We start from the raw sequence: 13,396 nt of genomic DNA, 5'->3' as shown, positions 1-13,396 counted from the left end.
GGTTATTCGCGAAACTGACTGCGCGGCATGATATTGACCGTTTCGTGCAGCTCCGACCATACCAGCACCGCTTCTCCGCACTGTAGCTGGCGTTTGACGTCGGCGACTTTCTGTTCAAGTGTACGCTCATGTTCACCATAATCGGTGCCTTCGCGTAACACAAAACTTTCAATTAAATTTTCCAGCGTTTCGGGGGAGAGTTCTTGCCACGGAATCAACATGATTTCGCCTCCAGATACGTTGTTAACCAGTCAGGAATGCGTGACTCCAGCCACATTTGCGGATGAAATAATGTACCGCCAAGAAAGCCAACATGACCACCATGTTCAGTCAGTTGATACTCCACCTGCGGGGGGAGATTTTCCGGTTTCGGGATCACCTGATGATCCATAAACGGATCGTCTTTGGCGTGAATAATCAGTGTCGGTTTGGCGATCTGGTTCAGCATCGGCATGGCGCTACACTGACGATAATAGTCGATAGCGTCAGCGTAGCCGTGAATTCTGGCGGTGATCAGATCGTCAAATTCACGGATGCGACGTACCGATTTTAACTGTGCGAGATTAATCGGCAGCGTACCGGGATAGGCTGCCAGTTTGCGCGCAGCATTGGCTTTTAACAGGTTCAGCAAGTAACGCTGATAAACGCGGGAAAAGCCCTTTTCCATATGATAACTACAGGCTTCCAGCATAAATGGCGCGGAGACAATTACCGCTGCATCAATCGGGAGGTTATTACCTTCTTTTGCCAGCAAACAGGCGAGCATATTACCGCCGAGCGAATAGCCGACGGCAGCCGTTGGCGCATGTCCAAATTCGCGCTGCAGCCAGCGTAAAAACCAGCTGGCGTCTTCGGTTTCGCCCGAATGGTAAATGCGGTGCATACGGTTTGGTTCACCGCTGCATCCGCGAAAATGCATCACCACGCCCAGCCAGCCGCGTTTTTGCGCCGCCTCGACCAGACCGTGGGCGTAAGGGCTATTGAGGCTGCCCTCCAGCCCGTGAAACACCACTAAACGCGGTTTCTGTTTCGCCTGGGCAGGGTCTTCACTCCATGCGAGATCGACAAAATCGCCGTCGGGCAACTCCAGTCGCTGCCAGTGCGGGGTGAATTTCACCTTGCGACGAAACAGACGCGGCAGCATGGTTTGCAGATGACAATTGCTAAAGCCGCGCATAGGGGTGAATTCTGCACTGCTGCTGAATTCATTGGCATCGGTCGTCGTTATCTGCGCCATCAGTTGCTTTGGCCTTCCAGCAGCATCTGCTCAAGCTGCTCCTGGGCTTCCAGCCACGCCATTTCGCACTCTTCCAGGCCGGATTTGGCGCTGGCTTGCTGTTGCAGGCAGGCGGTCAACTCCGCTTTACGGCTTTGATCGTACAGTTCGCTGTCGCCGAGTTTCTCTTCCGCCTGCGCCAGTTGCGCGTTCAGCTTCTCCATCTCTTTTTCCAGACGGGCGATTTCTTTACGCAGTGGCTGGGTTTGCGCACGCAGCTCCGCTTCCCGACGCTTCTGGTCTTTACGTGCCTGGGCGCTGTTCGCGTTCTCTTTTGGCGCGTCGTCGGTCTGGTTTTCCTGCTTTTGAACGTCGCTCAACCACTGTTGATAATCTTCCAGATCGCCGTCGAACGGTTCGACTTTACGATCGTGAACCAGATAGAGATCGTCAGTGGTGGAACGCAACAAATGGCGGTCGTGCGAAACGACAACCAATGCGCCTTCAAACTCGATTAATGCTTCGGTTAGTGCCTGACGCATGTCGAGGTCAAGGTGGTTAGTCGGTTCGTCGAGCAGCAGTAGATTCGGACGCTGCCAGACGATTAATGCCAGCACCAGGCGGGCTTTTTCCCCACCGGAGAAACGGCGCGTTTCTTCCGTCACTTTATCGCCCTGGAAACCAAAGCCACCGAGGTAATCACGCAGTTTTTGTTCTAGTTCCTGCGGTGCTAAACGTGCCAGATGTTGAATAGGCGATTCGTCGGCGCGTAGATATTCCAGTTGATGCTGGGCGAAGTAACCGAGTTTGATCCCTTTCGCCAGGCCAATTTCACCGCTGACTGGCGCAAGTTCGCCGGCTAACAGTTTGATCAATGTCGATTTACCCGCGCCGTTGCGGCCTAACAGACCAATGCGCGAACCCGGCACCAGATTCAGTTTAATCGAGTCGAGAATAATGCGATCGCCATAACCCGCGCTGACCTTTTCCATTTTCAACAACGGATTTGGCAGGCTTTCCGGCGCGCGGAAGCTAAAGCGGAACGGGTTGTCGACGTGCGCGGGGGCAATCAACTCCATACGCTCGAGCATCTTAATACGGCTCTGGGCCTGCTTCGCTTTGGTGGCTTTGGCACGGAAACGGTCGATATAACTTTGCAGATGTGCCACGCGCTCTTGCTGGCTTTCATACATCGCCTGTTGCTGTGCCAGACGGGTAGCACGCTGCACTTCAAACGAGCTGTAGTTGCCGGTGTACTCGAACATGTTTTGCTGTTCGATATGAATAATTTTATCAACAATCGGATCGAGGAAGTCGCGGTCGTGGGAGATCAGGATCAGCGTGCCCTGATAGCTCTTCAGCCATTTTTCCAGCCAGATAACAGCATCGAGATCGAGGTGGTTAGTTGGTTCGTCGAGCAGCAGCAAGTCTGAACGGCAAATCAGCGCCTGGGCGAGGTTGAGACGCATACGCCAGCCACCGGAGAAATCACTTACCGGGCGCTCCAGTTGTTCATTGCTGAAACCGAGGCCGTGCAGCAGGCTGGCGGCGCGGGAGCGAATACTCCATGCGTCAATAGCATCCAGCTTGCCATGAATGGTCGCAATGGCGTGCCCGTCGTTACGTTCGTTGGCGTCGTGTAGCTGCGCTTCCAGTTGACGATATTCACGGTCGCCGTCAATGACATATTCCAGCGCCGCTTGCGGTAGCGCTGGTGTTTCCTGATTCACCCACGCCAGTTGCCAGCTTCCTGGAAAGGTGTAGCTGCCGCCGTCGGCGCTGATTTCATTTTTCAGCAATGCCAGCAGGGTAGATTTACCACAGCCGTTTTTACCCACCAGGCCGACTTTCTGCCCGGGGTTGATGGTGGCGGTGGCATTATCCAGCAGGACGCGCACGCCGCGACGAATTTGTAACGAGGAGAAAACAATCATAAGGCGCCGTATGTTCAGACTATGTTAACTTATCATTATGATAATGTAATGTATGGGCGAGCTGCCGCACCGGGCGCAATGGTAGCCCAAAACAGCGACTATACACAAAAACCATACCGGGAGGGGGATGATGTCTCAGCCAGCGAAAGTTTTGCTGCTGTATGCCCATCCGGAATCTCAGGACTCGGTGGCAAACCGGGTACTGCTTAAACCGGCCACGCAGCTCAGCAATGTTACCGTGCACGACCTTTATGCGCACTATCCCGATTTTTTTATTGATATCCCCCGTGAGCAGGCATTACTGCGCGAGCACGAGGTGATTGTCTTTCAGCACCCTCTTTATACCTATAGCTGCCCGGCGCTACTGAAAGAGTGGCTGGACCGGGTATTAAGCCGTGGTTTTGCCAGCGGGCCGGGAGGAAACCAACTGGCGGGAAAGTACTGGCGTAGCGTGATTACCACCGGCGAGCCGGAAAGTGCTTACCGTTATGACGCATTGAATCGCTACCCGATGAGCGATGTTCTGCGCCCCTTTGAGCTGGCGGCGGGCATGTGCCGGATGCATTGGTTAAGCCCTATCATTATTTACTGGGCGAGACGGCAAAGCGCACAGGAGCTGGCGAGTCACGCCAGAGCCTACGGTGACTGGCTGGCAAATCCGCTGTTTCCAGGAGGCTGCTGATGGAAGGTTCCGATTTTTTACTCGCAGGAGTGCTGTTTCTCTTCGCGGCGGTGGCTGCGGTGCCGTTGGCATCGCGGCTGGGTATTGGCGCTGTGTTGGGATATTTGCTGGCAGGGATTGCAATTGGCCCGTGGGGGCTAGGGTTTATTAGCGACGTCGATGAGATCCTCCACTTTTCGGAACTCGGCGTGGTGTTCCTGATGTTTATCATCGGCCTTGAGTTGAATCCCCCCAAGCTTTGGCAACTGCGGCGTTCGATTTTTGGCGTAGGCGCGGCACAGGTGCTGTTAAGCGCGGCGTTGCTGGCGGGATTATTGATGCTGACGGATTTCGCCTGGCAGGCGGCGGTGGTCGGTGGCATTGGCCTTGCGATGTCTTCAACTGCAATGGCGTTGCAATTGATGCGTGAGAAAGGGATGAATCGCAGCGAATCCGGCCAGTTAGGTTTCTCGGTACTGCTGTTTCAGGATCTGGCGGTGATCCCGGCACTGGCGTTAGTACCGCTGCTGGCGGGATCGGCAGATGAACATTTTGACTGGATGAAGATCGGCATGAAGGTGCTGGCGTTTGTCGGCATGCTGATTGGGGGGCGCTATTTACTGCGTCCGGTATTCCGTTTTATTGCTGCTTCTGGCGTGCGGGAAGTGTTCACTGCCGCGACGCTGTTGCTGGTGTTGGGTTCCGCATTGTTTATGGATGCGCTGGGGTTGTCGATGGCGCTCGGTACGTTTATTGCGGGCGTGCTGCTGGCGGAAAGTGAATATCGCCATGAACTGGAAACGGCTATCGATCCCTTCAAAGGCTTGCTGCTCGGACTGTTTTTTATCTCTGTCGGCATGTCGCTCAACCTCGGGGTGCTTTATACCCATCTGTTGTGGGTAGTGATAAGCGTGGTTGTGCTGGTGGCGGTGAAAATTCTCGTGCTGTATTTGCTGGCGCGGCTGTATGGCGTGCGTAGCTCAGAGCGGATGCAGTTTGCTGGCGTGTTGAGTCAGGGCGGTGAGTTTGCCTTTGTCCTCTTTTCTACTGCTTCTTCACAACGCTTATTCCAGGGCGACCAGATGGCGCTATTGCTGGTGACGGTGACGCTTTCCATGATGACCACGCCGCTGCTGATGAAGCTGGTGGATAAATGGCTATCCCGCCAGTTTAACGGACCGGAAGAAGAAGACGAAAAACCGTGGGTCAACGATGATAAACCCCAGGTCATAGTCGTGGGCTTCGGACGTTTTGGGCAGGTGATTGGTCGTTTGTTGATGGCCAATAAAATGCGCATTACCGTGCTGGAGCGGGATATCAGCGCCGTTAACCTGATGCGCAAATATGGCTACAAAGTTTATTACGGCGACGCCACGCAGGTAGATCTTTTACGTTCTGCGGGTGCAGAGGCCGCTGAGTCTATCGTCATTACCTGTAACGAACCGGAAGACACCATGAAGCTGGTGGAGATTTGCCAGCAACACTTCCCGCATTTGCATATTCTTGCGCGAGCGCGCGGACGTGTGGAAGCGCATGAGTTATTACAGGCAGGGGTGACGCAGTTTTCTCGTGAGACATTCTCCAGTGCGTTAGAGCTGGGGCGCAAGACGCTGGTCACGCTTGGCATGCATCCACATCAGGCGCAGCGGGCGCAACTGCATTTTCGCCGCCTGGATATGCGGATGTTGCGGGAGCTCATCCCAATGCATGCCGATACCGTACAAATTTCTCGCGCCAGGGAAGCCCGACGCGAACTGGAAGAGATTTTCCAGCGTGAAATGCAACAAGAACGACGCCAGCTGGACGGCTGGGATGAATTTGAGTAGAGGGTAAAGATGGCAATCCGAAAACGTTTTATTGCGGGCGCAAAATGCCCGGCCTGTCAGGCGCAGGATTCAATGGCGATGTGGCGCGAAAATAATATTGATATTGTTGAATGTGTTAAGTGCGGACATCAGATGCGAGAAGCAGACAAAGAAGCCCGCGATCACGTTCGCAAAGATGAGCAAGTGATCGGGATTTTTCATCCGGACTAGCGATATGCGCCGAGATTTTTTAAGCTAGTGAGTACACGGCTGCAGAATTCCGCTACAATCTGCGCCACTATTCTTCCCATGCTCAGGAGATATCATGAAAGTAGCAAAAGACCTGGTGGTCAGCCTGGCCTATCAGGTACGTACAGAAGACGGTGTGTTGGTTGATGAGTCTCCGGTGAGTGCGCCGCTGGACTACCTGCATGGTCACGGTTCCCTGATCTCTGGCCTGGAAACGGCGCTGGAAGGTCACGAAGTTGGCGACAAATTTGATGTCGCTGTTGGCGCGAACGACGCTTACGGTCAGTACGACGAAAACCTGGTGCAACGCGTTCCTAAAGACGTATTTATGGGCGTTGATGAACTGCAGGTTGGTATGCGTTTCCTGGCTGAAACCGACCAGGGTCCGGTACCGGTTGAAATCACTGCGGTTGAAGACGATCACGTCGTGGTTGATGGTAACCACATGCTGGCCGGTCAGAACCTGAAATTCAACGTTGAAGTTGTGGCGATTCGCGAAGCGACTGAAGAAGAGCTGGCTCATGGCCACGTTCACGGTGCGCACGATCATCACCACGATCACGACCACGACGGTTGCTGCGGTGGTCATGGCCACGATCACGGTCATGAACACGGTGGCGAAGGCTGCTGCGGCGGTAAAGGTAACGGCGGTTGCGGTTGCCACTAATACCGAAAAAGTGACAAAAAAGCGGGGAATCCCCGCTTTTTTTACGCCTCAATAATGTGGCGGTGGCGTTTCTTCAGCCTGCGACGCGATGTTCGACGGCTGGCTGGCTTTTAGCTTCTCGGTCAGCAGACGCAGATGATCGCGCAGTTTCGCCATCTCCATTTCATGAGCGGTCACCGTGACGTTCAGTTCTTCAATGGTGATTTCCTGAAAAGCCAGTCGGCTCTCCAGCTCTGCCAGGCGTGCTTCCAATGATAAATCCTGCATGATTCACCTCTTTTGTCGAATGGTCGCCGCGGATTCTACTTAACTTTGCTGCCCGAGACAGCACTCATTTCGCGGTCATCGAAACTAATTTAAACAAAAAGAGTCTGAAAATAGATGATAATAGGGCGTGTCTGTATGTAGATTTGTTCGACAACGCTTTATAGTACCCTTCTGATAATAGTTAACCCTGGGGTGAGATGCCCCGATCCTGGAGATATGGATGAAATCACTGTTTAAAGTAACGCTGCTGGCGACCACAATGGCCGTTGCCCTGCATGCACCGATCACTTTTGCTGCTGAAGCTGCAAAACCTGCTACAACTGCTGACAGCAAAGCAGCGTTCAAAAATGACGATCAGAAATCAGCTTATGCACTGGGTGCTTCGCTGGGTCGTTACATGGAAAACTCTCTTAAAGAACAAGAAAAACTGGGCATCAAACTGGATAAAGATCAGCTGATTGCGGGTGTTCAGGATGCATTTGCTGATAAGAGCAAACTCTCCGACCAAGAGATCGAACAGACACTGCAAGCATTCGAAGCCCGCGTGAAGTCTTCTGCTCAGGCGAAGATGGAAAAAGACGCGGCAGATAACGAAGCGAAAGGTAAAGAGTACCGCGAGAAATTTGCCAAAGAGAAAGGTGTGAAAACCTCTTCAACTGGTCTGGTTTATCAGGTAGTAGAAGCCGGTAAAGGCGAAGCACCGAAAGACAGCGATACTGTTGTCGTGAACTACAAGGGTACGCTGATCGACGGTAAAGAGTTCGACAACTCTTACACCCGTGGTGAACCGCTCTCTTTCCGTCTGGACGGTGTTATTCCGGGTTGGACAGAAGGTCTGAAGAACATCAAGAAAGGCGGTAAGATCAAACTGGTTATTCCACCAGAACTGGCTTACGGCAAAGCGGGTGTTCCGGGGATCCCACCGAATTCTACCCTGGTGTTTGACGTAGAGCTGCTGGATGTGAAACCAGCGCCGAAGGCTGATGCAAAGCCGGAAGCTGATGCGAAAGCCGCAGATTCTGCTAAAAAATAAGCATTAAGAACCGCCGCCTGACCAGGCGGCGGTTTTTTTATTACAGGCCGGATATAATTAGTGCTGGAAAGCGGAACCTCCGCTGTATTAATTTAGTTACCCGCATCATTAATGAGCCTGCCCTGAAAAGTTAACGACAGGCTCCTGAAAAGGAGTGTTTTTTTTCATGTCCAGGTCGCTTTTAACCAATGAAACCAGTGAGTTGGATTTACTGGATCAACGTCCTTTCGACCAGACCGATTTTGATATTCTGAAATCCTACGAAGCGGTGGTGGACGGGTTAGCGATGCTTATTGGCTCCCACTGTGAAATCGTTTTGCACTCTTTGCAGGATCTAAAATGTTCAGCCATTCGCATTGCTAACGGTGAACATACAGGCCGGAAGATTGGTTCGCCAATTACCGACCTGGCGCTACGTATGCTGCACGATATGACGGGAGCGGATAGCAGCGTTTCTAAATGCTACTTTACTCGCGCCAAAAGCGGCGTATTAATGAAGTCCCTGACTATCGCGATTCGTAACCGCGAACAGCGTGTAATTGGTCTGCTGTGCATCAATATGAATCTTGATGTTCCCTTCTCGCAGATTATGAGCACTTTTGTGCCGCCAGAAACCCCGGATGTCGGTTCAAGCGTCAACTTTGCCTCTTCTGTTGAAGATCTGGTTACCCAAACGCTGGAGTTCACCATCGAAGAAGTGAATGCCGATCGCAATGTTTCTAATAACGCCAAAAATCGTCAGATCGTGCTAAATCTCTACGAGAAAGGGATCTTCGATATTAAAGATGCGATCAACCAGGTTGCTGACCGCCTGAACATCTCCAAACACACTGTCTATCTCTACATCCGCCAGTTCAAGAGCGGTGATTTCCAGGGGCAAGATAAGTAATGCGTTTTGCCATCGTGGTGACCGGACCAGCATACGGTACGCAACAGGCGAGTAGTGCTTTTCAGTTTGCGCAGGCGCTGATAGCAGAAGGCCATGAACTAAGCAGCGTCTTTTTCTATCGGGAAGGGGTCTATAACGCTAACCAATTGACCTCACCGGCAAGCGACGAATTTGACCTTGTGCGCGGCTGGCAACAACTGAATGCGCAACATGGTGTGGCGCTGAATATCTGCGTAGCGGCAGCGTTACGCCGCGGTATCGTCGATGAAACTGAAGCAGGAAGGCTGCGATTGGCCTCGTCAAACCTTCAGCCGGGATTTACCTTAAGTGGACTTGGCGCGCTGGTGGAAGCCTCGCTGACCTGTGACAGGGTGGTACAGTTCTGATGAAACGAATTGCGTTTGTTTTTTCTACTGCGCCTCATGGTACCGCTGCAGGCCGGGAAGGTTTAGATGCTTTACTGGCAACTTCCGCATTAACTGACGATCTGGCTGTCTTCTTTATTGCTGATGGCGTTTTTCAGCTGTTGCCAGGACAAAAGCCCGATGCAGTGCTGGCGCGTGATTACATTGCCACTTTTAAATTGTTGGGTCTGTACGACATTGAACAGTGCTGGGTTTGTGCGGCTTCACTGCGCGAACGCGGGTTAGATCCGCAGACCCCCTTTGTTGTCGAAGCCACGCCGCTCGAAGCAGATGCCTTACGCCGCGAACTCGCCAACTACGATGTTATTTTGAGGTTTTGAGGCGTTTATGCTGCACACATTACATCGTTCACCCTGGCTGACGGATTTTGCTGCGCTGTTGCGTCTACTCAGTGAAGGCGACGAACTGCTATTATTGCAAGATGGTGTAACTGCCGCAGTTGACGGTAACCGCTACCTTGAAAGTCTGCGTAATGCCCCCATTAAGGTCTATGCCCTGAACGAAGACCTTATTGCCCGCGGTTTGACTGGTCAAATTTCGAACGACATCATTCCCATTGACTATACTGATTTCGTCAGACTTACGGTTAAGCACTCCAGCCAGATGGCCTGGTGATGGCGGGATCGTTGTATATTTCTTGACACCTTTTCGGCATCGCCCTAAAATTCGGCGTCCTCATATTGTGTGAGGACGTTTTATTACGTGTTTACGAAGCAAAAGCTAAAACCAGGAGCTATTTAATGGCAACAGTTAACCAGCTGGTACGCAAACCACGTGCTCGCAAAGTTGCGAAAAGCAACGTGCCTGCGCTGGAAGCATGCCCGCAAAAACGTGGCGTATGTACTCGTGTATATACTACCACTCCTAAAAAACCGAACTCCGCGCTGCGTAAAGTATGCCGTGTTCGTCTGACTAACGGTTTCGAAGTGACTTCCTACATCGGTGGTGAAGGTCACAACCTGCAGGAGCACTCCGTGATCCTGATCCGTGGTGGTCGTGTTAAAGACCTCCCGGGTGTTCGTTACCACACCGTACGTGGTGCGCTTGACTGCTCCGGCGTTAAAGACCGTAAGCAGGCTCGTTCTAAGTATGGCGTGAAGCGTCCTAAGGCTTAATGGTTCTCCGTTAAGTAAGGCCAAACGTTTTAACTTAAATGTCAAACTAAACTCGTAGAGTTTTGGACAATCCTGAATTAACAACGGAGTATTTCCATGCCACGTCGTCGCGTCATTGGTCAGCGTAAAATTCTGCCGGATCCGAAGTTCGGATCAGAACTGCTGGCTAAATTTGTAAATATCCTGATGGTAGATGGTAAAAAATCTACTGCCGAATCTATCGTATACAGCGCGCTGGAGACCCTGGCTCAGCGTTCTGGTAAATCTGAACTGGAAGCATTCGAAGTAGCTCTCGAAAACGTGCGCCCGACTGTAGAAGTTAAGTCTCGCCGCGTTGGTGGTTCTACTTATCAGGTACCAGTTGAAGTCCGTCCGGTTCGTCGTAATGCTCTGGCAATGCGTTGGATCGTTGAAGCTGCTCGTAAACGCGGTGATAAATCCATGGCTCTGCGCCTGGCGAACGAACTTTCTGATGCTGCAGAAAACAAAGGTACTGCAGTTAAGAAACGTGAAGACGTTCACCGTATGGCCGAAGCCAACAAGGCGTTCGCACACTACCGTTGGTAATCCCTTCGGAGTTTTAGTCACCAGGCGGGCGCTTCCAGTAAGCAGCCCGCTTTGGGCTACTTAAATTGAACGCCTAAAAGATAAACGAGGAAACAAATGGCTCGTACAACACCCATCGCACGCTACCGTAACATCGGTATCAGTGCGCACATCGACGCCGGTAAAACCACTACTACCGAACGTATTCTGTTCTACACCGGTGTAAACCATAAAATCGGTGAAGTTCATGACGGCGCTGCAACCATGGACTGGATGGAGCAGGAGCAGGAACGTGGTATTACCATCACTTCCGCTGCGACTACTGCATTCTGGTCTGGTATGGCTAAGCAGTATGAGCCGCATCGCATCAACATCATCGACACCCCGGGGCACGTTGACTTCACAATCGAAGTAGAACGTTCCATGCGTGTTCTCGATGGTGCGGTAATGGTTTACTGCGCAGTTGGTGGTGTTCAGCCGCAGTCTGAAACCGTATGGCGTCAGGCAAACAAATATAAAGTTCCGCGCATTGCGTTCGTTAACAAAATGGACCGCATGGGTGCGAACTTCCTGAAAGTTGTTAACCAGATCAAAACCCGTCTGGGCGCGAACCCGGTTCCGCTGCAGCTGGCGATTGGTGCTGAAGAACATTTCACCGGTGTTGTTGACCTGGTGAAAATGAAAGCTATCAACTGGAACGACGCTGACCAGGGCGTAACCTTCGAATACGAAGATATCCCGGCAGACATGGTTGAACTGGCTAACGAATGGCACCAGAACCTGATCGAATCCGCAGCTGAAGCTTCTGAAGAGCTGATGGAAAAATACCTGGGTGGTGAAGAACTGACTGAAGAAGAGATTAAAGGTGCTCTGCGTCAGCGCGTTCTGAACAACGAAATCATCCTGGTAACCTGTGGTTCTGCGTTCAAGAACAAAGGTGTTCAGGCGATGCTGGATGCGGTAATTGATTACCTGCCATCCCCGGTTGACGTACCTGCGATCAACGGTATCCTGGACGACGGTAAAGATACTCCGGCTGAACGTCACGCAAGTGATGACGAGCCGTTCTCTGCTCTGGCGTTCAAAATCGCTACCGACCCGTTTGTTGGTAACCTGACCTTCTTCCGTGTTTACTCCGGTGTGGTTAACTCTGGTGATACCGTACTGAACTCCGTGAAAGCTGCACGTGAGCGTTTCGGTCGTATCGTTCAGATGCACGCTAACAAACGTGAAGAGATCAAAGAAGTTCGCGCGGGCGACATCGCTGCTGCTATCGGTCTGAAAGACGTAACCACTGGTGACACCCTGTGTGACCCGGATGCGCCGATCATTCTGGAACGTATGGAATTCCCTGAGCCGGTAATCTCCATCGCAGTTGAACCGAAAACCAAAGCTGACCAGGAAAAAATGGGTCTGGCTCTGGGCCGTCTGGCTAAAGAAGACCCGTCTTTCCGTGTATGGACTGACGAAGAATCTAACCAGACCATCATCGCGGGTATGGGCGAACTGCACCTCGACATCATCGTTGACCGTATGAAGCGTGAATTCAACGTTGAAGCGAACGTAGGTAAACCGCAGGTTGCTTACCGTGAAACTATCCGCCAGAAAGTTACCGATGTTGAAGGTAAACACGCGAAACAGTCTGGTGGTCGTGGTCAGTATGGTCATGTTGTTATCGACATGTACCCGCTGGAGCCGGGTTCAAACCCGAAAGGCTACGAGTTCATCAACGACATTAAAGGTGGTGTAATCCCTGGCGAATACATCCCGGCCGTTGATAAAGGTATCCAGGAACAGCTGAAAGCAGGTCCGCTGGCAGGCTACCCGGTAGTAGACATGGGTATTCGTCTGCACTTCGGTTCTTACCATGACGTTGACTCCTCTGAACTGGCGTTTAAACTGGCTGCTTCTATCGCCTTTAAAGAAGGCTTTAAGAAAGCGAAACCAGTTCTGCTTGAGCCGATCATGAAGGTTGAAGTAGAAACTCCGGAAGAGAACACCGGTGACGTTATCGGTGACTTGAGCCGTCGTCGTGGTATGCTCAAAGGTCAGGAATCTGAAGTTACTGGCGTTAAGATCCACGCTGAAGTACCGCTGTCTGAAATGTTCGGATATGCAACTCAGCTGCGTTCTCTGACCAAAGGTCGTGCATCATACACCATGGAATTCCTGAAGTATGATGAAGCGCCGAGTAACGTTGCTCAGGCCGTAATTGAAGCCCGTGGTAAATAAGCCTAAGGGTTAATACCAAAGTCCCGTGCTCTCTCCTGAAGGGGAGAGCACTATAGTAAGGAATATAGCCGTGTCTAAAGAAAAATTTGAACGTACAAAACCGCACGTTAACGTTGGTACTATCGGCCACGTTGACCACGGTAAAACTACTCTGACCGCTGCAATCACCACCGTACTGGCTAAAACCTACGGCGGTGCTGCTCGTGCATTCGACCAGATCGATAACGCGCCGGAAGAAAAAGCTCGTGGTATCACCATCAACACTTCTCACGTTGAATATGACACCCCGACCCGTCACTACGCACACGTAGACTGCCCGGGGCACGCCGACTATGTTAAAAACATGATCACCGGTGC

The 13,396-nt window shown here is 51.9% G+C and carries 17 protein-coding genes; 13 read left to right on the top strand and 4 right to left on the bottom strand.

Going from position 1 to position 13,396, the window contains the following annotated elements:
* Positions 1–2: 2 nt before the first annotated feature.
* From ATB02_RS09955 to ATB02_RS09945, 3 genes are read right to left on the bottom strand one after another with little or no spacing between them, the layout of a single operon-like run.
* Positions 3–221: a YheU family protein gene (locus ATB02_RS09955; protein ID WP_000907089.1), complete on the bottom strand. Its 219-nt coding sequence runs from the start codon at positions 219–221 to the stop codon at positions 3–5.
* On the bottom strand, positions 215–1,237 hold the full coding sequence (locus tag ATB02_RS09950; protein ID WP_000057367.1) for a hydrolase: 1,023 nt from the start codon (positions 1,235–1,237) through the stop codon (positions 215–217). Before ATB02_RS09950 ends, ATB02_RS09955 begins: the two co-directional genes overlap by 7 nt.
* Positions 1,237–3,150, bottom strand: coding sequence for an ABC transporter ATP-binding protein (locus tag ATB02_RS09945; RefSeq protein ID WP_000634783.1), 1,914 nt, complete (start codon positions 3,148–3,150; stop codon positions 1,237–1,239). The genes ATB02_RS09950 and ATB02_RS09945 overlap by 1 nt, the downstream gene beginning before the upstream one ends.
* 130 nt (positions 3,151–3,280) lie before the next feature.
* Here ATB02_RS09945 and kefG point away from each other — a divergent pair, with 130 nt between their 5' ends.
* The 4 genes from kefG to slyD all read left to right on the top strand — a co-directional run bounded on the left by kefG (position 3,281) and on the right by slyD (position 6,532).
* Positions 3,281–3,832, top strand: coding sequence for a glutathione-regulated potassium-efflux system ancillary protein KefG (kefG, locus tag ATB02_RS09935; RefSeq protein ID WP_123059839.1), 552 nt, complete (start codon positions 3,281–3,283; stop codon positions 3,830–3,832).
* Positions 3,832–5,637: a glutathione-regulated potassium-efflux system protein KefB gene (gene kefB, locus ATB02_RS09930; RefSeq protein ID WP_105271495.1), complete on the top strand. Its 1,806-nt coding sequence runs from the start codon at positions 3,832–3,834 to the stop codon at positions 5,635–5,637. The genes kefG and kefB overlap by 1 nt, the downstream gene beginning before the upstream one ends.
* A 9-nt stretch (positions 5,638–5,646) precedes the next feature.
* Positions 5,647–5,847, top strand: coding sequence for a YheV family putative zinc ribbon protein (locus ATB02_RS09925; RefSeq protein WP_001007730.1), 201 nt, complete (start codon positions 5,647–5,649; stop codon positions 5,845–5,847).
* A 94-nt stretch (positions 5,848–5,941) separates the two neighbouring features.
* Entirely contained in the window at positions 5,942–6,532 is a 591-nt protein-coding gene (gene slyD / locus ATB02_RS09920) for a peptidylprolyl isomerase (protein ID WP_000861334.1), read from the top strand.
* 48 nt (positions 6,533–6,580) lie between these two features.
* Here the strand turns inward: slyD and ATB02_RS09915 are convergent, their stop codons facing one another.
* On the bottom strand, positions 6,581–6,799 hold the full coding sequence (locus tag ATB02_RS09915; protein ID WP_001153615.1) for a protein SlyX: 219 nt from the start codon (positions 6,797–6,799) through the stop codon (positions 6,581–6,583).
* 220 nt (positions 6,800–7,019) lie between these two features.
* Here ATB02_RS09915 and fkpA point away from each other — a divergent pair, with 220 nt between their 5' ends.
* From fkpA to ATB02_RS09870, 9 genes are all read left to right on the top strand, one after another.
* On the top strand, positions 7,020–7,832 hold the full coding sequence (gene fkpA, locus ATB02_RS09910; RefSeq protein WP_000838261.1) for an FKBP-type peptidyl-prolyl cis-trans isomerase: 813 nt from the start codon (positions 7,020–7,022) through the stop codon (positions 7,830–7,832).
* 166 nt (positions 7,833–7,998) lie between these two features.
* Positions 7,999–8,721, top strand: a complete 723-nt coding sequence (locus ATB02_RS09905; protein WP_000091466.1) for a helix-turn-helix transcriptional regulator — start codon at positions 7,999–8,001, stop codon at positions 8,719–8,721.
* Positions 8,721–9,107: a sulfurtransferase complex subunit TusD gene (tusD, locus tag ATB02_RS09900; RefSeq protein WP_105271494.1), complete on the top strand. Its 387-nt coding sequence runs from the start codon at positions 8,721–8,723 to the stop codon at positions 9,105–9,107. Before ATB02_RS09905 ends, tusD begins: the two co-directional genes overlap by 1 nt.
* Positions 9,107–9,466, top strand: coding sequence for a sulfurtransferase complex subunit TusC (gene tusC, locus ATB02_RS09895; protein ID WP_000820714.1), 360 nt, complete (start codon positions 9,107–9,109; stop codon positions 9,464–9,466). Before tusD ends, tusC begins: the two co-directional genes overlap by 1 nt.
* A 7-nt stretch (positions 9,467–9,473) precedes the next feature.
* Complete coding sequence (tusB, locus tag ATB02_RS09890; protein WP_000903377.1) at positions 9,474–9,761, top strand: sulfurtransferase complex subunit TusB; 288 nt, start codon at positions 9,474–9,476, stop codon at positions 9,759–9,761.
* 125 nt (positions 9,762–9,886) lie between these two features.
* Positions 9,887–10,261, top strand: coding sequence for a 30S ribosomal protein S12 (rpsL, locus tag ATB02_RS09885; protein WP_000246815.1), 375 nt, complete (start codon positions 9,887–9,889; stop codon positions 10,259–10,261).
* Positions 10,262–10,357: 96 nt separating this feature from the next.
* Positions 10,358–10,828 (top strand): 30S ribosomal protein S7, encoded by a 471-nt coding sequence (gene rpsG / locus ATB02_RS09880; RefSeq protein ID WP_001138043.1) that lies wholly within the window; start codon positions 10,358–10,360, stop codon positions 10,826–10,828.
* A 96-nt stretch (positions 10,829–10,924) separates the two neighbouring features.
* Positions 10,925–13,039, top strand: coding sequence for an elongation factor G (gene fusA, locus ATB02_RS09875; protein WP_000124703.1), 2,115 nt, complete (start codon positions 10,925–10,927; stop codon positions 13,037–13,039).
* A gap of 70 nt (positions 13,040–13,109) precedes the next feature.
* Positions 13,110–13,396: GTP-binding protein (locus ATB02_RS09870; protein WP_000031683.1), on the top strand; the 287-nt coding region annotated here is incomplete at its 3' end.

Origin of the sequence: Escherichia sp. MOD1-EC5189, assembly GCF_002966045.1 — a bacterium.
Classification (GTDB): domain Bacteria; phylum Pseudomonadota; class Gammaproteobacteria; order Enterobacterales; family Enterobacteriaceae; genus Escherichia; species Escherichia coli_F.
The sequence above is the reverse complement of the archived record's forward strand: the minus strand, read 5'-3'. Positions and strand labels throughout refer to the sequence as shown.